Raw genomic sequence first — 19,429 nt, forward strand, 5'->3', positions numbered from 1 at the left:
TAAGGAAAGATTGAGCGTCGTGATGACAAGGGACTGAAACTAGGCAGGACTGTACTGAATTTTTGAATTAATGCGACCCTAAATATTACCCCTTGAAAATACAAGGGGCAATATAATAAAGGTGAATATTTGATATTTGTCGTATTTTAATGGTTTTTTATTGATTAAGTGCTTATTGCATTCTGTACCCGAGGGACTAAATGTTAGATAATCTCGGGTGGATTTATCCCTGGTGTTACGTTGGTCTTTGACCGCCTGACTAGTATGCGCCGCGAGCGCTATTAGTCAGGTATTTTTTAAGTATAAGGAAGACCCGCCCTAAAAAAAAGCTGTCCTAAAAGACAGGGGATAATAATTTCGGAATGTTATTATCAGGAATGAATAAATGAACTCTTTTGTTGAGTTTTTTTTGCTTGATCGCGATAAGTTGCCGTCAGGTTTTGCCACTGAACTCTACAGACTGCGAAACCGAACATTTCGTGAGCGACTCGACTGGAAAGTGGAATGTATTGATGGCCTGGAAAAGGATCAATTTGATAACGAAAACACGACTTACCTTTTAGGCATGCATGGGGGAGAGATCCTGTGCGGCGCCCGATTTATCGACGCCACGCAACCGACGATGATCAGCGAAATATTCCATGAGTACTTTGATAATATCGCCCTTCCCACGGATATTCCCTGTTGCGAAGTGAGTCGCCTGTTTTTAGATAAAGCCAGACGTGATTCCGGGAATCTTCGCGGGATGCCAGCCAGTAAGGCACTGTTCCTCGCGATGATCATCTACTGCATGAAAAAACAGTATCGGGGTATGTACGCCGTTGCCAGTCGCGGCATGTATGCCATATTTCGTCATGCTAACTGGAAAATAGACGTGATTCAGAAAGGTCTTTCTGAGAAAGGTGAGACTATCTACTATATTTTTATGCCGGCAAGTGAAAGCGCGGTCGAAAGCATCATCAGTAAAGACAAGGACAGCCACTGGCTCCGCGAGATACTTCAACAACTTCGCCGTATGTAATTGCGCACGGAGTTCAGTTATCCAGTAATCTGAGCTCCATTCCGAGTTTTACCGCATGTCTGGCGTTGTTCACGCCCAGCTTCTTCATCGCATTACCCATATGAAATTTCACGGTTCGCTCAGCAATTGATAAAATAACCGAGACTTCAGCGTACGTTTTACCTGCACTGACCCATTTCAAAATCTGCCGTTCACGCGGTGACAAAAAAACGTTCTTTTTTTGATGAACTTTACTGTAGAGATCGAGTGTCTTCTGATGTAACTGAATGAGAAAATGCATGAAATGTGCACGACAGGTTTCCATCTCAATACCCGAATCCTTCTGGCTGATGATGGACAACACGACAAGATTATTCAGATAGTCATGCAGGGGAAACGTTTGGCCCTGAAAAATATTGTGTTCAGAACTTTCACTGAAAATGCGGGTAAGATTATAACCGCTTGCCAGCAAAACCTTGTTCTCCCAGAAAAAATCCTCAACGCTGCTTAATGCCCTAATAATAACAGGGTCAATAAACTGATATTTTCTTTCAAGATAGATATCAAACCACTCAGGATTATTATTGATAATCTGCATTTGCGAGGGATCTTTCTTGTTCATGATCGCATATGCGTAGACCGTATTTTTGTAGTCCTTAATGAACGTATTCAGTTCATTCTGGATTAACGCATTGATCCCTTCATCGCTGTAATACATATCCTTCACGCCAGCTGCTGCCTCTGAGATGAGTGTTTGAATAAGTATAACCTGCCTCGTTGCCTGACAAAATGGACTTATCCCACAACAGTCGATATTTTCTGTCCTCTTGACGAGTCTGTTTACCGCCTGAAAAGGTCTGATTTGATGCCAGTTCGCTATCGTGCAGGCGAAAAGCATGTTTGATCAGAATGATATGGCGTTGCCCATAAACGTTTCGAGCATATTCCCGCCTACCGGCGGGGAGATGAGATATCCCTGAAAGCGATCGATACCTAAGGCTTTTAATATCGCAAATTTCTCTGCACTGTCCACCCCTTCGGCAACGCAGCGACTGCCTGTCAGCATACAGTAATAGTTCAGGCTTTTTATCAGCGCCAGTGCGTGTGGATCGCGTTGCATATCATTGATAATGCCCCTGTCCAGCTTATATTCGCTAAACTGGATCTGCCTGACCGGAAACATCACGCTGCCTTGTGAAAAGCAGTCATCCAGCATAATACGAAAGCCGAGCTGTTTTAATTTGTCGATGTTCGCGGCGGTTTTTCCTCTTTGACTGACATCGATGGTTTCAGCAAATTCCAGTACCAGCCTCTCCGTTCGCTGCGGCGAATGCAACTGCTGTTTTGCGGTTTCCAGCATTCGCGGAAGGCATTCATGACCGGCGATGGCGGCAGGGATGTTCAGTGAGAAATAAAACTCCCCGGGATGCTGGTTGATTCGCTGTATGGCTTCCTGCAAAACAAACGCAGTCAGTACCTGCCAGGCGTATTCGGCGCGTATCTGTGGCAAAAATTCACCGGGTTGCAGGACCGTTCCATTGCGACGCCAGCGTGAGAGAATTTCCACACCCTGTAATCGATGGGTGCTATCAACAATCGGTTGAAATACCGGAAAGAGTTGTCGGCAATGGATGGCATGGACGAATTCACGTTCGAAGGGGGATAGCGGATTGATGCCGCTTCTGTTCTGCCGGGTTTCCGGATTGCCGGGAAAATGTGCTGCCAGTTTTGGGTGATGTTCTGCCATCTTTTTGAGTCCTGATGTCCTCTGGTTATAAAGCGTTTTTTGGCTGATACCCTGCTGTTGTGCCCGCTCCATGATGTTGTATCCATGCAATAAATCCAGAATGGCGTTTAGCTCAGGTTTGCTGAGGCCAACCGCCGGTTTGCCATAAACCAGCCTCGCTTTTTCTGCTCGTTGCATCAGAAAAGGGGCCTCCTGAAATCCATGCCCGCGCAGCTGTGCCGCAATGCAGCGAGTTGGCAAGTCGGAGGCGGCGACCCGGATTTCGCTAAGCAGACTGCGACGGGTAACAAGATGCCCCAGCGTGTGCCACAACCAACGGTCAGGACAGCGGCTAAGGATTAGCATCGGCAGGGGAGCGGCGGACTGGTCCAGCAAAACCGCCGCTTGCTGCAGCGTCGTGAGCAACCCAAGGGGATCGTCAGGAAGAAACACCACGATTCGGCGTGCTGGCGCCAGGGCGGGAAGCGCCGAAATATCCAGCGACTGTGCGTCCAGTTGCGTCAACTGCTGGCGGTCTGACGCCATCATCCTTGCGAGTCCTTCGCCAGCATAGGGGCAGGGCGACAGAATGTAGTCCATCGTGGGGCTTCCCGTATCACTGATAAACAAACGTCACCCCGATGATTGACTGAACATTTCCCGCCGTAACCTGTCCGCTGGTTCGCGCGTAATTGGCCGTTAAGCCGAGGCTCACGGCAGAGGTGCTGACCGTCCCTAATGACACGGTGCTGTTGGTGGGGACGACACTGCCGTTGCGCGTGAGTTGGACGCCAATGCCCAATGCCGGAGAGGACGATGCGGTATTGGTGAAGATTGAACTGGCGGAATCCGCCGTGGTTCCCGAGAGGTAATACGCCAGTTTCTGGCTTTGCGCGCAGTAAACGGTCAGAGGGATGGGCATGGAGCCTGGGTAGTCAGGCAGGGTCACCGTCACGTCGCGGGCGGAGACGTCGCAGCCGCCGGTAGGAATGACCACATTGTTGTTGGCGTAGATGTTCCAGACGAACTGAAAGTCATCGCTGTCTTTGCTGTTGGTCTGGCGGAGAATCAGTTTGGCAATAAGCGTTCCGGTGCTTATCGCCACGCCGCCGGCAGAGCTGATCGGCGTCAGATACAGTACGGTCGGCCAGGGTTTATCGATTTTCGAGTCATAGATCATCCGCGCGGTTTCGCTGGTGGTGGGAAACGGGTAGCTGGAACCGTTGTATTTTACTGTGCCGGAAAAACTCGCTAACACGCCGCCGTAAGCGGACCCCTGCTGGAGAGTGACATAGTCGGTTATGGTTTCAGGATAATCGTTGTGACAAAAAATCTGCGTTGAGAGATCGACGACCAGGTTTTGCCCGACGTTCACCGCCGGTGCGAGGTCGACATAGACATTAGCGCTGCCGCCGCCAATAGGAATTGTCGCCCCGCTAGCGGTTTTGCAGGCGAAGGACCAGGCATTGACCGACCAGCCCAACAGTAGCAACGTCGTCAGCAGGGTGATGATTTTTTTCATTAACATACTCTCCTGGTCAGGCATAGGTGTAGGTCACGTTAATCACGGCCTGGATAGTTCCCTGGGTTGCGCCGCCGTTGACGGATATCGCTCTGACCTGTAAAGGAAAACGGGTGGCCTGCGTGGCGTCATCCACCTGAACAGACTTTGTCGCGCCGGTGTTCAGTCGGTTACCGCTGTCATCCTGGAGTTCAAGCTGGATATTTCCGGCGCTCCCCTGATTTTTGTAATAGCCGGTACTGTCGGCCGTACCGCTGAAGCTGGCTGTAACGCGGGACGTACCGACCGGACAGTTGCTCAGATCGAGCGCCACGGTATGCCAGGCGGAGGTGGAACCGGCCGAGACCAGACTGAAGGTGTAGAGATCGCCAAGCTCGACGGTGGCATTGGTGGTGGATACCGTGCACGGTTTCGCTACCACTTTTCCGTTCACGGTAATTGTCACGTCGGCTGCCTGTAGCGTTGAGGGGGCTGCCAGTATTACTGCCAGTAGCCAGCCGGGTTGAAACCATCTCATCAGAGCCTCCGCTTACTGAAATTCAAGAGTGAATGTCGCTGTTGCATTAACGTGTCCTGGCGTGACGGGCACCTGCGTCGCCATCAGGCGGGCATAAAAGTTTAGCGTGTTGGTCTGGCCGGGCGTCAGGGTGGTCCAGGGTAGGGTGGATGATCCGGCATTGAGGGGCAGCTCCGTCTGCTGTCCGTTGAGGATCTGGATCCCCATTCCGGCCGCCGCCGAGTTTCCGCTGTCGAGTTGCAATAAATGGGTGTTGTCGTTATCACGAATACCAGTAAAACCGACCTTCACCGCAGTGACTGAACTGCCGCAGGGGGAGAGCACAATACGGAACGGGACGGGAGGCGTGGTCGCGCCGACGCGGCTGAACTGTTTTGCCGCGTTATCCAGTAGATCGACAGTAAAATCTTTGGATTCGCCCGCCACAGCACAGGCGTTATCCCTGACATACCCGCTGATCGTAATGGTGCTGTCGGCGGCAAGCGCGTTAGCGGCAGCCAGCGAGAAAACGACACCCAGCAGATAAAGACGTTTTTTCATCATCATGTCCTTAGCGGCACTCCGCCGTGAGCTGAATGAGTCGTTGTTGCTGGTTCTCTGCGGTCAGGCGGTAATCCGCCACGCAACTGGCGCTCGCAGCGTTCCCCCATTTCACCTGCACCTTTCCCGCCAGCGGCATGCCGCTTAGATAAACCAGACCGTTATCGGCGACGATGCTGCCGCTTTTATTGCTGTCAGAAGTGACCATCGCGCCAAACGGAACCGGTTTGCCGTTGTGGATTAGCGTCATCAGCAGTTTCATCCCGACATGGGCATTAAATTCGGCACGGACGATCGCACCGTGCGTGGGTACGACGTTGATGACGGCATCATCGAGATCAACGTTGTCGGCGAGCGTATTGGTATTCAGCGCAACCCTGTTTTCGCGGTATTCGGTGGCGTAAGGCAGGACGGCGTAACCCCGCCAGTCGGTACGGACTCCGGTCTGGTTTTCGACTTTCACGCCCTCAGCGCCCGGTGCTTTTATTAACACCACCGTGTCATTGAGCGGTTGGCTCAGCGTGACGCCGTTGGCATGCGCCAGTACGCCACCGCTCATCCCGTAATAGAGCTGTTTGAGACCGTCACTACGGCTGTAACCGACGTTGGCGTTGCCGTAACTGCTGCGGTAGTTCAACGCGGCATAGCCTGTGCTGCCGCTGTTACCTTCACCGCCGCCCGCATAGCCGGTTTGCACGCTGTAGCTGAGGTTATTGTCTTCCAGCAAGGTGCCATACAGCCCCGCCAGGTTGGTCATTCGACCGTTAAGGTCGTTCGACATGCTGTAGCTGGCGCTGGCGTGTCGCCAGACGGACTGGCTGTCCGATCGCAACCAGTGGCTGAAGGGGATATTGACGTTAATCGCGAGCATCTGATCGCGCCCCTCCTGCCAGGCGTTTTTGGTCAGGCTGTAACTCAGTGTCCAGTTGATATCGTCGATGGCGGTGTTCAACCCAGCCTGCAACTGTTCGTCGGCGCTGTCGGTGCCCCAGTATGTCTGGTGGCTTCCGCTCAGATAGAGCGTGGCGGTGCGGCCTAACTGTTGGGTCAGACTCACCTGCACTTTGCCGCGCTTGTTATAGGCGAGGTTGTAGTAATCCGTGAATTTTGGCTGTACCTGAATGACCCCATCCTGCGTTTCAACGCTATAGCCGCTCATACGACGGTAAGTGGTATCGGCAAAGCTAAAATAACCGCGTGTGGAGTAGCGATAGCCCACCAACTGGATGTTCGTGCCAACGTCGCTCAGTGATTTGTTATAGAGAAAACGTACCGACTGCCCCTGATGTTTGCTGTCATCGGGCAGGGTGGCATTGGCCTGAGTGACATCTACCGACAGCGCCCCCAACACCCCCATATTTTTCCCCACCCCCAGATTGAAGGCGCGGTAGCGGTCCGCCAGTTGAGTGCCGCCGTACAGGGTCCAGCCTGCCGGAAGGCCGTGGAGTACGGTGCTCTGAAAGAACGTCGGTTCTTCCTGCTGATCGTTACCGCTACGGTACTCTCCGGCGGTGACGGCATAACGGGTGTGGCCTTCACGTTGCAGCACCGGAACCGAGGAGTAAGGAACGGTGAAATTCTGGCTGCTGCCGTCGGTTTCCTTGATGGTGACCTGCAGATCGCCACCGTTACCTGCGGCATAAAGATCGCTAATGGTGAAGGGGCCGGGCGGTACCGTGCTGTGATAGATCTCATAGCCGTTTTGTTTGATGGAGACCTGTGCCGTACCGCGGGCAATACCGTGGATCACGGGGGCGAAACCTTTCTGGCTGTCCGGCAGCATATTGTCATCAGAGGCGAGTTGCGCGCCGCGAAAGTTAATACCGTCAAAGACATCGCCGTTGGTATAGCTATCGCCGAGCGTCAGGCGCGAGCGTAACGGCGTGATATCCCGTTCCAGCCAGGTATTGACGTGCTGCCATGTGTTGTCATTACCAGAAGATCCACCGCCGCTACTGTAGCTCCACGTGGTATTGTCACGCAGACGCCACGCACCAAGGTTAAGCCCACTTTGCAGGTTCAGATATGCATAATTGCTGCTGCCGCCGATGTCGTTCTGGACAGTGTTACCTGTGAAGTTGTAGTTCAGTAACCCTGCCGTAATACCGTTATCCCATTGTTCCGGCGGGATGTAGCCCCGCGCCTGATTACCCATAAACGCCTGAGGGATAGTCAGGTGCAACTGCTGTTGCCCCACGTCTAAACGTGCGGTAGCGTCTTTAATCATCTCCGTTAACGGAACGCAGGCGTCGGTCGCCAGCGCATCCATTCCATTCACTGATGCGGTGTTAAGCCCCATCGCCGCGAGTTGTCCACGCGTCAGGCAAGGAGCCAATTCGTGACTGTTTTCGCTGGCATGGAAGGTGACATCGCGGGTGGTCATATACCCGTCATTCAGCCAGATATCGACGCGGTACGTGCCGGGGGGCAACTCATGCCCTTTCTCAAAACCGGAAAGATCCGCGACGGCAGATGGATCGTCCGCCAGAAAACGCGGGTTAAAATAGAGCTCTGCCCGCGCGGAAAATGTCTGCAAAACGAGCAGAAGGGCAAGGGCTGTCTGCGCAATGATGCCTGCCAAACGTGGCGCGTACTGCCGTATACGGCGGGAGCTCAAACGGTCGAGTCCAAATTTCAGATATGACATTAGTCCCTCCGGTTCGAGATCACCCGGCTGTCAGTTCTTTTTTTATTCAGGGATGACGCTGGTTTCCCCGTGCGTTATTACATTGCGCCTTTCATGCGCGGCGTCAGCGCGCCATAGTCATTAATGGTCTTATAGGTAATTTCGCTGCCTGCATCGGCGGGTAATGCCACGCGGGTTTCGCCCATCGGTGGAACGAGTGCATTTTCCAGCGTTCGGGTGCCCGCGCTGAGTTCAGTCACCGTCAGGTAGTACGGCGTTGGATTGATCAACGTCAGCGAGCCTGCGCTACGGCGAAAGGTGAGTTTTTCGGGGGCCTGATCCGGCGACAGTGCGAGTCCGGCCGGACGGTAATACAGCTTAATGCGGCTGATAATGGCCAACTGTAGGGTGTTGTCGCTGAGCTTCGATTTGTCCATCGACGGGATCGCTTTGACATTCATCCAGAACAGACTTTCCCGGTCCTGGGGCAACTGATTATTGGTCGCATCGAGAATACGCAAGGTGTTCTCTTTTTTTCCCTGCATGGCAAACAGTGGCGGGGTAACGACAAAGCGTCCGTCTTTGACGCCCTCGGCATTTTCAACCCATGACTGGAGCAGATACGTACTGTTGTCATCATTGTTGGTGACCGCCAGTTGCACCTGTTTTTGACCCGCCGGATAAATCACCCGAGTCGCGCCCAGCGCCACGCCCGCTTCGGCCTGGGTGAAGGATCCCATAGCGGTTACCAGCAGCACGCCTGCCAGCAGACGGCGCATCATTGTGCGTGTTTTTTTCATGTTTACCCCTGTTGTTCTCACCGTTATTTCCTGTATTCGATATCTCTGCGGGTTAATTACTGGTAGGTCAAAGAGAACCAGGCCTGTGCGTTGGCGGTTCCTCCGGTGACCTGACGTCCGGTAGAACGATATTTCGCTACGAAATGCAGTGTGGTTGGCCCGCTGTAGAGGCGCGATCCGCTAACCGGTGGAAGGTTAAGAGGAAGTTGGCTGCCTTCTTGATCAAATAACGCTATCCCAATACCGGTGGCGATCCCTGGCCCTTCTCCCACGGAGAGGACATCGGGGTTTTTCCCATCGGCAATGCCATGAAACGTCACCCCGACACGTTGGCTTACGGCTGTATTGCACTCCTGGAGATGAATGTCGAAAGGGACAGGGTTGGCATCTTCCCCTGCCGCATGAAATCGATTGCTGCTGATCTGCCCCATTTGCACGGTCATCTGACGATCGCCTGCCTCAACACGGCAGGATTCGGCAATGATGACGCCCTGGAAACGCATGCTTCCGCCGGGCAACGTGACATTCCACTTGTTTCCAGCCAGCGCGCAGGCGGGGAGTAAAAGCATCAGCAGTCCTGATTTCATCCTGTGCATCGTTATCACCTCAGTCCCATTGCGGATAACAGGCCGTCCTGGCCCCATTCGCTTCCCTGCCTGATGAATTACTGGTATTGAACTTTGAAGGTGGCGTCAGCGTTAGCAGTACCGGCTGTTGCTGCGCCCGTTGCAAAGTAACGGGCCTGGAACGGGATGATGTTGGTGCCATCGTTCAGGGTTGTCGCGGCGCTAAAGGTTGCGCCGTCCAGCGCCAGTGGGGTGCCTTTGTTGTCGAGGATCTGGACGCCAACGTTGGTGGCGCTACCGGCTGCGGAGCTCTGCAACGCCAGTACGGTGTTATTGGTGGTATCAATCGCCGTGCCAGAGAAAGCCACAGAGGCTTTGGTTGATACGCTGGTATCACAGTCATCAAGCTGAATGTTGAAACCGACGGAAGAACTGGTACTGCCCGCCGTCGCCAGTTTTGCCGAGCGAACCTGACCAAGCTGTACGGTTTGATCGACAGAACCGGCATCGACGGCGCAGGCGGCGTTAACGACTTCCCCTTTAAAATGCACTGTACCGCCGTTTACCGTGGTGGTATCGGCCAGAGCCGCCGCGGAAGCCAGAGACAGAGCTGACATAGCAACGATAGCCAGTGTTTTAATTTTCATGCTGTTTTCCTTTAAACAATATCGATATAACGAACCCAAATGGGCAGTCGTTATGCCTTCCAGGCATTCCATGTTTCAACAGAATGGTACGACTGCCGGTTCTGCACAGTTTTCGCCCAACGAATGAGACAATTGGGGCCATTTTGACTCATTGGGATAAATGTCTTGAAATGGCGCTAATTTTTTTATTTGTTGGATTTTTATGTTTTCTTTTTGTGCTTTATAAATACAAAAAACTGCATTGTGATTTTTAACAGGCGGACGGATACAGGGCAGGGTTCAGAGGGCGAAATCCCAAAAGTCTTTAAACGCGGAGGTGGGTGAGAAAAAATATTGAGGATAATGCTATTCTAATCAACGAGATAATTAGTGATTTTTGATAATGCTCAACTTGTTAGTTGCAAAGCTTTACGCATTTTTTTTATGATATAAACAGTTTGGCCCCAATTGACCTATTCATGCAAAGACTTCCCTTTCTATATCAATAAGTTATCTTATTTCTTTTTCTCCTGTGAAATGACTTCTAACAGACTGCTCCTCTCCCATAATCCGGCAAAACGTGCGGCGTTGCTGGCGGTGTAACGGACGGTATGGCGAATATTACGGTGGCCAAGATAATCCTGAATCAGGCGCGTATCTGCCCCCCTTTCGGCAAGTTCATAACCGCAGGCGTGACGTAACATATGGGGATGGGTATGGGTGACGGTTCCGGCATCAATGCCTGCAGCCCGAATAATACGATACGCTTGTTGGCGAGAAAGCGGTGTCCCCCGGCGGGAGATAAACACGGCGTCAGTCCGACTTGCGCCTCTCCAGTCTGCTCGCGCCTGACTCCAGCGTTCAACGGCCTCACGCTCATCAAAACGCAGTGGATGGATGGTGGAAAAACCGTTTTTTAGTCGACGGATATTGATTCGTCCCTCGTTAAGATCGAAGTCGCGGTAATGCAGATCGAGGAGTTCACTGATGCGCATACCGTGACGGAATGCCAGTAAAATAAGGCAATAATCTCGCTCCCCGGTCGCGCCATGCCGGGCGGCCAACATCATAGCGTGTACTTCTTTGCCGGTAAGATAACGACGTCGATTCACAATACATTACTCCTGAAATATGTTTCTGATAGTGAACGCCTGTAGCCAACATCATGCGATTAAAAAATAATCTGCGATGTTAAAGGCATATTATATTTAGGGGATTAATCACAGTTTGTGATTACATCACTTTTACACACGCAGCTATTATTGCTACATGATAAATCTTATTTTTATTGATTTTATCAGGTGCGACAATAGCGTCTGTGGTAGACAAAGTCAGGTGTATAAATTTAAAAGAAAAATAGTTACAGACGGTAGTGATTCCAGCGAAGGTTTGTTTGATGAAACGTTAACTTTGGTAAAAGACATATCATTGTTAATTACAGGGATATAATAAAATTGTTTAATTTTAATGCAAATAAAGATATGCGTGAATAATAAGCATAATAAACATAAGGTTAAATATTATTAATGTCTCGTAGGCCACGGGGTTGTTTTTTAACACCATCCATGGCGTTGAAAATGTCACAGTGAAATAGCATTATGCTGTTTGAGTTTAGCGTCATCCCAGATACCGTAAAATCGACCTGCATTACTGGCAGTGTACCAGACGGTATGGCGAATGTTACGGTGCCCCAGGTAATCCTGGATGAGACGGGTGTCGATCCCCATATTGGCTAACGCAAAACCGCAAGAGTGACGAAGCATATGTGGATGAATTTCAAGCGGGAGTCCTGCGTGATCGCCCGAGGCTGAAATGATTTGATAAAACTGTTGGCGAGAAAGAGGATTCCCTTTTCTTGATAAAAATAACCACTCACTGTTGGAATCGGGATAGGTGGCACGAATAACCAACCAGTTCTTTAATGCCTGAATTTCTTCACTTAATAATGGATGCGTTGTCGAAAACCCCTTTTTCAGACGGTGAATATAAATGCATCGTGATTTGATATCAATATCTGAAATTTGCAGGCGACAGATTTCGCTGGCGCGAAATCCATGAATAAAACACAGTAATGTCAGACAGTAATTGCGGGTAGCGTTTGGTCCGGTATTTGCTGCTTTGAGAAGCGACTCTATTTCATTTTGAGTCAAAAAATTCCTCTTCTTATTATCTGCGCTGTTTTTCATTAGGTTCCCTTTTGATTGCAGGTGTGCACTCATTCTGCTGATTCCCATTAATCCAATGGTCTTATCCGGTTTTAGCTCATTATTTATTAGTACAGCACGGTAGGCGTAAATCGTATACAACACCGCTACGTCACAGAAAGACTTAACCGGATAATGAAAATGGCTGTATGTTGTTACGTCATAACGTCGTGCCATTATCGACTGGTAGCCTCCTCTTATCTTGTGCTCGGGGTTATCTTGCTGAATCAAAAAAATTTATTGCTGCTCTAAGATCGAGTCCATTCTGGAACATCCTGAATGATGTGCAAGGGACTTCGCTGAAGGCGGAGAACAACATAACAACCTCGCTAGCATTCACTGTAGAACTACAACAATGAGTAAACAATACTGCAAAAATCACAGAGAGAATAGTCATAATAGGTATGACAACCGCGTTAAGAGATGTGCCGGGTATTTAACCGGGAGCAAAATGCTCCCGGTTTATCATGCGAAAGGTGCAATGATACGGGTATATTTGACTGACAGGGGCGGGTGGTGAAATTAGAATACAAATGTGATGAAATATTTTGCGACAAATAAAACGTGAGCGGCGGAATAATAACGCTTGAAATTACTCTTGTCCGGACAAAGGTGTTTACGGGTAGCGTTCTAAAGAGACACCGCAGTTTTCTGATATTGTATTGCTGCTGACATTACGCCTCATTTTGGTAATTACTGGAACTCACATGATCGGTACTTTCTTTTTTCAGTCTGACATAGTGTATTGCGTCCCTTTGAATTATGCTGTTCCGACATTGCGTTACTGAAGATTTACGGATTGGGTGATGACTGAAGGAAATTATATGAAGTCTATCGGTATTTTTTGCGGTTCATCTGAAGGTCATGCTCCTGTTTACATGCAGGCCGCGCGCGAAGCCGGAACCTTTCTGGCCCAGGCTGGACTGGGTATTGTTTTTGGTGGTGGTCGGGTTGGATTGATGGGGGCCGTGGCGGATTCTGCCCTGCAACACGGTGGGCACGTGACGGGGGTGATCCCCGTGTCTTTGCTTGAACGTGAAATTGCGCATACCGGGCTGACAGATTTGCAGGTCGTTGAGAATATGCACCAGCGTAAAGATCGCATGGCGGCGCTGTCTTCTGCTTTTATCGCCTTACCCGGCGGGGCTGGCACCCTGGAAGAGATTTTTGAGCAGTGGACGTGGGGGCAACTGGGCATCCATAACAAGCCCTGCGCGTTTTATAACATGAACGATTTTTACCAACCGTTGCAGGCCATGGTACAGAAGATGGCCGATGAAGGTTTTATGAAGCAGAGCTACGTGGATATGCTGTTTTTCTCCGATTCCTTGCCGGAAATTGTTGAGTATTTTGCGACGTATACGCCGCCCGCTTCCAAGTGGACGGCGAGCCGGAATTAAGGCTGTGACAGCCCATCAGCCAAACGCCTTCTCAGCGTTGAGTTCCCTGGGAAGGCGTGCGATGAGCGTTAAAAGATATTTACAGGATAAATGTAAGTACGTAGTGTCTTCAGGGATGTCCTGGCACCGCTGACGCGGGCAAAAACGGTAAGGAAACAGGAGAACGGATGAAATTTATCGCCACCTTAACCGGGCAACACATTGACTACAGCGATATTCGACCGGAACATATCGTGATTGAAGACATCGCTGTGGCACTGTCGAACATCTGTCGCTTTGCCGGACATGTGCCTGAATTTTACAGCGTCGCCCAGCACGTGGTTCTGTGCAGCCAGTTAACACCGCCAGAGTTTGCGCTTGAAGCGCTGCTGCACGATGCCGCTGAGGCCTATTGCCAGGATCTTCCCTCGCCGCTAAAGCGTTTGCTTCCTGAGTACAAAGAGATTGAAGCGCGGCTGGACAACGCCATTCGTCAGCGTTTTCATCTTCCTCTCACGCCGAGCAAGGTGATCAAGCAGGTGGATCTGATGGTGCTGGCGACCGAGCGGCGCGATCTCAAGTTGGATCCCGGAAATGACTGGCCGATGCTGGCAGGCGTGTCGCCCACGACGCGGCTGACCGTCAATCCGCTGATGCCACGGCAGGCGCGAGCGCTTTTTTTATCCCGCTTTCAGGAACTGACAACGGGTTAAAGATGGTATGCCGTCACGGTTCTGTGCGTCCCGGTCAGTGAATCGAACACCTCGACATCCGACGCCTGAACAGGCATTCCCGATGCGCGGAGCCGCTGTATATCTGCGGCAATTCGCTGGATCCCCAACCAGAACAGCCCATCCAGGGCGTTAACCTGCAAACCGCTCTCCAGCGCCAGGCGAAGCCGTTCTTCGGGGTGTTTTGTCTGACTGGCTACCTGCTGATAGGGGGCCGTGGTAATCCTTTCCTCATCCATACGGCGAATACGCGACGACAGACGATAACGAAAGGCATCGGGGACGCGACTGAGATCGGCACTGATGCTGTAAACCTGCCCACGGCGTTTATCATTAATCAGGACGTTTTTTTGGGTGAGGGCAAACTCTTTCCGCAGTTTATCGATCAGTTGCGGGGTGCGGGTGAGCAGTAAACGAAAGGGCAGTTCGAAGCTGGTCACGTAATCGACGTTGAGCAGCGCAATACGCAGTCGTTCTTCAACGCCAGCGTTCTCTTGTTGGCACTCCGCCAGAACCTCCTGCCATTGGCGGGTAATACGCGGCGACTCGTTGATTTCAGTGAAGTGATATTTCTCAATCAGGTAATCGATACGCCTGGTCATTTTTTTCCCCCCATCCCATCTGCCTGTGCGCTAGTGGCACAACATAGCATAGAGAAAGAGACAGAATACAGAAAGAGACGAATTGTCATCCATTTAAGAATGTTTAAGAATCCAAACTAAAATCTATATTTTCAATGAGTTAGGAAAATCATGTCAGTTAAGACTTTTTAATTGAGGTATTCAATTATTTCCTAATATAGTTTTAATACCGCGCCAGATGATATAGCAGAACGGAAATAAACGGCAAGTTAAATGGATTATTAATACGGAAGTAAAAGCGATGACGATATATATTATAAGCAACAATAACTTTTTGCAGGACGGGATAGTCTTGTTGGCAAAAGAGGCCAACCTGGAAATTGTGAAAGAAACCATGCACCACTTGCCTGTAGAAAAACTCACTTTCGACGATACCGTGATTTTGCATCTCAATCTGTTCAACAAAAGTTGTGCCAGGGAAATATCCCGTCTCAACAAAAAATGTAAGTTGCTGATTATACTGAATTCTGAACGCAGCGCACTGGTATTTGATGCCGACATGATTGTCAGTGCCCGACAATCCCTGCTGGCACTGACGATGATTATTACGCGTCTGGCGAGCATGGAAAAGCGGCAGGTTATCCGGAATCATATTCTCAATCGCGTCGAGAAAATGATTATTTGTGAATCGCTGCAGGGAAAAGATATTAACCTGATTGCCGAATCATTGGCGTTGCCTCCGAAACGGGTATACACCTATCGCAATCTCGCGTGCAAGAAATTGGGGGGCCACAGGGTCCACGATCTGCTGCTAATCAAAGAGAATTTACTGGAAGAGACGATGTTTTTGTAAAAAACGTCAGCCCTGTTAAGCCCAGAGCTGACGGCGGTAGTTCGTTTAGCGGGCGCAGTATAACAGGGGGCGTTTTCCGATGGTAAACAGGAACCCGTGGACGCCCTGATTGAGAATAGAGTAACTCACATTCTTATCGGGATAGACGTAGAAATCAGGCAGAATATTGGCTAATAACGCATCCGGTAACGTCTCGATGATTTCGAACTTATTGATTCTGGTTGAGTGTAAGTGATACGAATCCTGGTTTTCTGTCCAGTTATAGGCGACATCTCGTCTGATCCGTCCTTTAAGTTTGTTATCTTCAATGTAGGTCCCGCTGACGGCCACGATGCCGTTCTGATTCTTCAGGGAATACATGTAATTCAGCGTAATATTTGCGCGCGCGTTTTTATGAAATACCACCAGCGACATCGAACATTCCTGTTTATCGTAATGTTTAGCCATAAGAACATTGTATATCGCGCCGATGAGCACACCCGCGAGTAAAAACACCGCACTCATCATCATGATCGTTTTTTTACTCACTTCCTACTCCACGAAAAGAGAGTGTGATACAACCCGGAATAGCTGATTTCAGGTAATTCTTGCGACAGACAAGAACGGCTAATCCGGGAGACGTTTGTGACAGCGGAAAGTACACCCAGGGATACTTTTCGCAATCGAGGCCAGAACCCAAAATCAACGTCTTGAAGCGTGCATAACTGTTTTTATTATCGTGGCTGTCATCCGTGATATAGAAATGACAGCCTTTGTCCTGCTCGACGAAGGTATAGCCAGCGAAGAAAGGCTTCGTATCACTAAAGTGCCAGGCAAAGTTCATGCCGATTGCACCGATGAAAAATGCCGCTGCCATGGCGATGATACCGACGAAGAGGGGCAATCTGCTGCGCTTACTCACCGTTACCGTATGGGCAGGAAGTGCAGTTTCTTCCGGTGTAAACTCCGGCTCAGCGTCAGCGTGGTACTCGACATCCAGTTCATCCTCACCCTGTAGGGTTTCAGAGACCACTTCATCAGCCTGATCTGCCGCAACGCGGGCGATTTTAACGCTTTTGTCGATTTGAAACCCTTTGCGCGGTACCGTGGCGACCAGGATTCGGTCGGTCTCACCGACGGCGCGTAGCCCACGACGGACAATAGAGATATTCTGATAAAGGGTGTTTGCTGGAACCAGCATTCCTTCATCTTCCCACACCTTTTTGAAAAACTCCTGCTGAGTGACCACGTCCGGCGAAGCCTCAAGCAGCAAAAGCAGACAACGGCTGGCAGGCGTTGTCAAAACGACGTTAATTTCTGGATTAGTCACAGAAATTAACTTTTTACTGTCAGGTCTGAATTCAATATTATCGTTAATAATCCAGTACATATAGGTTCACGATGTGCGAAAGTTATAAAGAGTAGAGACTTAAGTGTAGAAAATTCTGAGCATAGTATTACATATACTATATGCGAACACAGTAGCCGTTTGATTTATGAAACTAATGTTTTTGTGCTGTAGTTTCACATATGTATATAGACAATAAGGAATTTTGTTAATAAAACTAGTGGTTTCTGCCGCTATGTTTAATCCGGTAGTGTAATCGTCTGAGCATTTCAATGATTAAACTCGGATTGATTACTGCCGCATTGCGGAAATGTTGATCTTATGTCAAAAAGATCAAACAGTTAGTTTGATTATCAGGTGTTGGACTTGAGAAGCGAATAAATATATTGTACTTGTTATGTTCATTTTGTAGTGACTCCTGCTGGTATTCTGTCCCAAATGGCGTTAGTCGATGACTTTCCGCTTATAAATACGTCATTTCGACTGCCTGACTATCAATTGCGTGGAAAAAACGGAGTAGGAATCTGTTTCAACACGTTGATTTAAGATTCATCATCAGACAATCTTCCCTTTATGTAATCACGCTTCTTGATTAGTATTTTTTTAATGAAAACAAGGGTTTTTAAATCGTTTATTTGAATAAGATATTATGCCGACACAGCATCAAATAGTCAATTAGAGCGAATAACCTTAAATACTGTGAAATGCATAATATAAAGTCTTAAATATCTCCATAACCGGTTTTTTATTCTTAGTGATAAGGGAAAGGTGAGTATTTACTCATCTAACATTAAAGTGGTGGCGGGGGGCATTCACGGGCTATGCTTAGGGGATAAACAAAAAAAGAGGCAATGTCATGGATAAGCAACTTGAGGATGCGGGTTACCGCGTCTATACCGGTGAGAAAATCGATGTTTACTTCAATACGTCGATTTGCCAGCATTCCGGAAATTGTGTACGCGGTAGTGCTAACCTTTTCAATCTGAAACGCAAACCGTGGATCATGCCTGATGAAGTTGATGTTTCAACGGTGACCAGGGTTATCGATACCTGCCCAAGCGGGGCGCTGCAATATCGTCATAAATAAAGCGAGGGAAAGATGGAAATACGGGAAGGCCACAATAAATTCTATGTCAATGATGCGCAGGGGAATCAGGTCGCTGAAATCGTTTTTGTTCCGACCGGTGAGCATTTAAGCATTATCGAGCATACTGATGTCGATGCCAGTCTGAAAGGACAAGGCGTCGGAAAACAACTGGTGGCGAAAGTGGTGGAGAAAATGCGCCGCGAGAATCGCAAAGTTATCCCTCTTTGTCCGTTTGCCAAACATGAGTTTGATAAAACGCGTGAGTATGACGATATTCGGGCCTGATAACATGCCGGACAATGCGCCTGAGCAGTCCGGCTAAATTTACCCTTCCCGATGCAGTAAATCCTGATAGATGCCGGTTAATATCCCCTGCGGTCCAAACTCCTTTTTGATCCACTGGGTCACCTGACCGGTGGCGGAGTGCTGGGTGGCGAGCAGCATCCGCGAATCCTGACGTGGATTATGGATCTGCCGCGTGACCAGCAGCGAATCTTCCATCGCTTCATGCACCATGTAGTCCGGTAGAAAGCCAATTCCTGCACCGAGGATCTGACACTGGCATTTGGTATTGAAATCCGGCACGAGAATCGATTCCTGACCATGCAGCAACCAGCCCACCTTTTTATTAATGGTATGCGCGGTATCTTCCACCATGATATTCGGGTAGAGGCGCAACTGACTTTCGGCGATCGGCTCTGGCATGAAAGCCAGCGGGTGATCCGGTGCGATCGCAAATGCCCAGCGAATGGCGCCAATTTCAGTGTAATCAATACCGCCGCCGTCCAGCAGCGTGTCGGGCGCGCCGATGGCAATATTGGCCTGGTTGTTGATGATGGAGTCCCAGACGCCGTTATACACTTCGGTGGTGACCGTAATCTGGCAGGTCGGAAACTGCTTCTTCAGCACCTGGAGCAATCGCGCGGTATGTTTTGGCGTATATAAGAGCTGATTAATGCAAATACGCACCCGCGCCTCAATGCCCTGCGCAATGGTATCAATGCTGCGCTTAATGGCATGAAAGTCGTTTAGCAGGTCGGTGGCCTTGCGAAAAAAGTAGCGCCCCGACTCGGTGAGTTCAATACTGCGGGTATTGCGGGTAAACAGCACCACATCAAGACCCGCCTCCATTCGTTTGATCGTATAGCTGATGGCTGAAGTCGTCAGGCCCAGCTCCTCCGCCGCCTTGCTGAAACTGCCAAAACGAGCGGCTGTGGTAAAGGCCAACAGGTTTTCTTCCGTAAAAATTGAATTCATGCACTGGTTCCTGTTCCGATCGGCGGTCGTCGCGTCTCCCCGGAGATGACTGTATTGGCTGTGCTTGCCATTGAGCAATCACTTTTG

General features: G+C 49.8%; 21 protein-coding genes. 6 read left to right on the forward strand and 15 right to left on the reverse strand.

What is annotated here, in order from left to right; genetic code table 11:
- The first annotated feature begins 385 nt into the window (after window positions 1-385).
- On the forward strand, window positions 386-1,021 hold the full coding sequence (locus GBC03_09160) for an acyl homoserine lactone synthase (protein ID QFS70365.1): 636 nt from the start codon (window positions 386-388) through the stop codon (window positions 1,019-1,021).
- Between the two features lie 13 nt (window positions 1,022-1,034).
- Here the strand turns inward: GBC03_09160 and GBC03_09165 are convergent, their stop codons facing one another.
- The 11 genes from GBC03_09165 to GBC03_09215 form a co-directional block, all read right to left on the reverse strand.
- Window positions 1,035-1,727 (reverse strand): LuxR family transcriptional regulator, encoded by a 693-nt coding sequence (locus tag GBC03_09165; protein QFS73957.1) that lies wholly within the window; start codon window positions 1,725-1,727, stop codon window positions 1,035-1,037.
- Between the two features lie 177 nt (window positions 1,728-1,904).
- Window positions 1,905-3,326, reverse strand: a complete 1,422-nt coding sequence (locus GBC03_09170) for an EAL domain-containing protein (GenBank protein ID QFS70366.1) — start codon at window positions 3,324-3,326, stop codon at window positions 1,905-1,907.
- Between the two features lie 16 nt (window positions 3,327-3,342).
- Window positions 3,343-4,248 carry a fimbrial protein gene (locus GBC03_09175; protein QFS70367.1) on the reverse strand — a complete coding sequence of 302 codons (906 nt, stop codon included), beginning with the start codon at window positions 4,246-4,248 and terminating at the stop codon, window positions 3,343-3,345.
- A 16-nt stretch (window positions 4,249-4,264) separates the two neighbouring features.
- Window positions 4,265-4,765, reverse strand: coding sequence for a type 1 fimbrial protein (locus GBC03_09180; protein QFS70368.1), 501 nt, complete (start codon window positions 4,763-4,765; stop codon window positions 4,265-4,267).
- A gap of 12 nt (window positions 4,766-4,777) precedes the next feature.
- Window positions 4,778-5,305, reverse strand: a complete 528-nt coding sequence (locus tag GBC03_09185; protein ID QFS70369.1) for a fimbrial protein — start codon at window positions 5,303-5,305, stop codon at window positions 4,778-4,780.
- A gap of 10 nt (window positions 5,306-5,315) precedes the next feature.
- Entirely contained in the window at window positions 5,316-7,952 is a 2,637-nt protein-coding gene (locus GBC03_09190; protein QFS70370.1) for a fimbrial biogenesis usher protein, read from the reverse strand.
- Between the two features lie 77 nt (window positions 7,953-8,029).
- Window positions 8,030-8,713: a fimbria/pilus periplasmic chaperone gene (locus GBC03_09195; GenBank protein QFS73958.1), complete on the reverse strand. Its 684-nt coding sequence runs from the start codon at window positions 8,711-8,713 to the stop codon at window positions 8,030-8,032.
- Window positions 8,714-8,787: 74 nt separating this feature from the next.
- A complete protein-coding gene (locus tag GBC03_09200) occupies window positions 8,788-9,327 on the reverse strand; it encodes a fimbrial protein (GenBank protein QFS70371.1) in 540 nt (179 codons plus the stop codon).
- A gap of 68 nt (window positions 9,328-9,395) precedes the next feature.
- Entirely contained in the window at window positions 9,396-9,944 is a 549-nt protein-coding gene (locus GBC03_09205) for a fimbrial protein (protein ID QFS70372.1), read from the reverse strand.
- Between the two features lie 494 nt (window positions 9,945-10,438).
- The gene (locus tag GBC03_09210) at window positions 10,439-11,035 is read right to left on the reverse strand and encodes a tyrosine-type recombinase/integrase (protein ID QFS70373.1); all 597 of its coding nucleotides are present in this window, start codon (window positions 11,033-11,035) and stop codon (window positions 10,439-10,441) included.
- 468 nt (window positions 11,036-11,503) lie between these two features.
- Complete coding sequence (locus tag GBC03_09215) at window positions 11,504-12,109, reverse strand: tyrosine-type recombinase/integrase (protein ID QFS70374.1); 606 nt, start codon at window positions 12,107-12,109, stop codon at window positions 11,504-11,506.
- Between the two features lie 842 nt (window positions 12,110-12,951).
- Here GBC03_09215 and GBC03_09220 point away from each other — a divergent pair.
- Both GBC03_09220 and GBC03_09225 read left to right on the forward strand, forming a co-directional pair.
- Window positions 12,952-13,527 (forward strand): TIGR00730 family Rossman fold protein, encoded by a 576-nt coding sequence (locus GBC03_09220; protein QFS73959.1) that lies wholly within the window; start codon window positions 12,952-12,954, stop codon window positions 13,525-13,527.
- Window positions 13,528-13,694: 167 nt separating this feature from the next.
- Entirely contained in the window at window positions 13,695-14,219 is a 525-nt protein-coding gene (locus GBC03_09225; protein ID QFS70375.1) for an HD family hydrolase, read from the forward strand.
- Here GBC03_09225 and GBC03_09230 read toward each other — a convergent pair.
- The gene (locus GBC03_09230; GenBank protein ID QFS70376.1) at window positions 14,216-14,839 is read right to left on the reverse strand and encodes a DNA-binding protein; all 624 of its coding nucleotides are present in this window, start codon (window positions 14,837-14,839) and stop codon (window positions 14,216-14,218) included. The genes GBC03_09225 and GBC03_09230 overlap by 4 nt on opposite strands.
- Window positions 14,840-15,119: 280 nt before the next feature.
- Here GBC03_09230 and GBC03_09235 point away from each other — a divergent pair, with 280 nt between their 5' ends.
- The gene (locus tag GBC03_09235; GenBank protein ID QFS70377.1) at window positions 15,120-15,671 is read left to right on the forward strand and encodes a hypothetical protein; all 552 of its coding nucleotides are present in this window, start codon (window positions 15,120-15,122) and stop codon (window positions 15,669-15,671) included.
- Window positions 15,672-15,716: 45 nt separating this feature from the next.
- On the opposite strand, the gene GBC03_09240 is transcribed toward GBC03_09235, so the two are convergent.
- Both GBC03_09240 and GBC03_09245 read right to left on the reverse strand, forming a co-directional pair.
- The gene (locus GBC03_09240; GenBank protein QFS70378.1) at window positions 15,717-16,199 is read right to left on the reverse strand and encodes a hypothetical protein; all 483 of its coding nucleotides are present in this window, start codon (window positions 16,197-16,199) and stop codon (window positions 15,717-15,719) included.
- On the reverse strand, window positions 16,192-17,040 hold the full coding sequence (locus tag GBC03_09245) for a transcriptional regulator (GenBank protein ID QFS70379.1): 849 nt from the start codon (window positions 17,038-17,040) through the stop codon (window positions 16,192-16,194). Before GBC03_09245 ends, GBC03_09240 begins: the two co-directional genes overlap by 8 nt.
- 814 nt (window positions 17,041-17,854) lie before the next feature.
- Here GBC03_09245 and GBC03_09250 point away from each other — a divergent pair.
- Both GBC03_09250 and GBC03_09255 read left to right on the forward strand, forming a co-directional pair.
- The gene (locus GBC03_09250) at window positions 17,855-18,085 is read left to right on the forward strand and encodes a hypothetical protein (GenBank protein ID QFS70380.1); all 231 of its coding nucleotides are present in this window, start codon (window positions 17,855-17,857) and stop codon (window positions 18,083-18,085) included.
- 12 nt (window positions 18,086-18,097) lie between these two features.
- Entirely contained in the window at window positions 18,098-18,370 is a 273-nt protein-coding gene (locus GBC03_09255; protein ID QFS70381.1) for a GNAT family N-acetyltransferase, read from the forward strand.
- A gap of 39 nt (window positions 18,371-18,409) precedes the next feature.
- Here the strand turns inward: GBC03_09255 and GBC03_09260 are convergent, their stop codons facing one another.
- Window positions 18,410-19,342 (reverse strand): LysR family transcriptional regulator, encoded by a 933-nt coding sequence (locus tag GBC03_09260; GenBank protein ID QFS70382.1) that lies wholly within the window; start codon window positions 19,340-19,342, stop codon window positions 18,410-18,412.
- Window positions 19,343-19,429: the final 87 nt, after the last annotated feature.

Source organism: Citrobacter telavivensis, from assembly GCA_009363175.1.
Taxonomy (GTDB): domain Bacteria; phylum Pseudomonadota; class Gammaproteobacteria; order Enterobacterales; family Enterobacteriaceae; genus Citrobacter_A; species Citrobacter_A telavivensis.

Excerpts from the sequence above, each read along its gene's own strand:
- GBC03_09245 (QFS70379.1), bottom strand. The coding sequence starts at position 17,040 with ATGTACTGGATTATTAACGATAATATTGAATTCAGACCTGACAGTAAA.
- GBC03_09260 (QFS70382.1), bottom strand. The coding sequence starts at position 19,342 with ATGAATTCAATTTTTACGGAAGAAAACCTGTTGGCCTTTACCACAGCC.
- GBC03_09230 (QFS70376.1), bottom strand. The coding sequence starts at position 14,839 with ATGACCAGGCGTATCGATTACCTGATTGAGAAATATCACTTCACTGAA.
- GBC03_09200 (QFS70371.1), bottom strand. The coding sequence starts at position 9,327 with ATGCACAGGATGAAATCAGGACTGCTGATGCTTTTACTCCCCGCCTGC.
- GBC03_09205 (QFS70372.1), bottom strand. The coding sequence starts at position 9,944 with ATGAAAATTAAAACACTGGCTATCGTTGCTATGTCAGCTCTGTCTCTG.
- GBC03_09255 (QFS70381.1), top strand. The coding sequence starts at position 18,098 with ATGGAAATACGGGAAGGCCACAATAAATTCTATGTCAATGATGCGCAG.
- GBC03_09185 (QFS70369.1), bottom strand. The coding sequence starts at position 5,305 with ATGAAAAAACGTCTTTATCTGCTGGGTGTCGTTTTCTCGCTGGCTGCC.
- GBC03_09160 (QFS70365.1), top strand. The coding sequence starts at position 386 with ATGAACTCTTTTGTTGAGTTTTTTTTGCTTGATCGCGATAAGTTGCCG.
- GBC03_09235 (QFS70377.1), top strand. The coding sequence starts at position 15,120 with ATGACGATATATATTATAAGCAACAATAACTTTTTGCAGGACGGGATA.
- GBC03_09215 (QFS70374.1), bottom strand. The coding sequence starts at position 12,109 with ATGAAAAACAGCGCAGATAATAAGAAGAGGAATTTTTTGACTCAAAAT.
- GBC03_09190 (QFS70370.1), bottom strand. The coding sequence starts at position 7,952 with ATGTCATATCTGAAATTTGGACTCGACCGTTTGAGCTCCCGCCGTATA.
- GBC03_09170 (QFS70366.1), bottom strand. The coding sequence starts at position 3,326 with ATGGACTACATTCTGTCGCCCTGCCCCTATGCTGGCGAAGGACTCGCA.
- GBC03_09220 (QFS73959.1), top strand. The coding sequence starts at position 12,952 with ATGAAGTCTATCGGTATTTTTTGCGGTTCATCTGAAGGTCATGCTCCT.
- GBC03_09250 (QFS70380.1), top strand. The coding sequence starts at position 17,855 with ATGGATAAGCAACTTGAGGATGCGGGTTACCGCGTCTATACCGGTGAG.
- GBC03_09225 (QFS70375.1), top strand. The coding sequence starts at position 13,695 with ATGAAATTTATCGCCACCTTAACCGGGCAACACATTGACTACAGCGAT.
- GBC03_09195 (QFS73958.1), bottom strand. The coding sequence starts at position 8,713 with ATGATGCGCCGTCTGCTGGCAGGCGTGCTGCTGGTAACCGCTATGGGA.
- GBC03_09180 (QFS70368.1), bottom strand. The coding sequence starts at position 4,765 with ATGAGATGGTTTCAACCCGGCTGGCTACTGGCAGTAATACTGGCAGCC.
- GBC03_09175 (QFS70367.1), bottom strand. The coding sequence starts at position 4,248 with ATGAAAAAAATCATCACCCTGCTGACGACGTTGCTACTGTTGGGCTGG.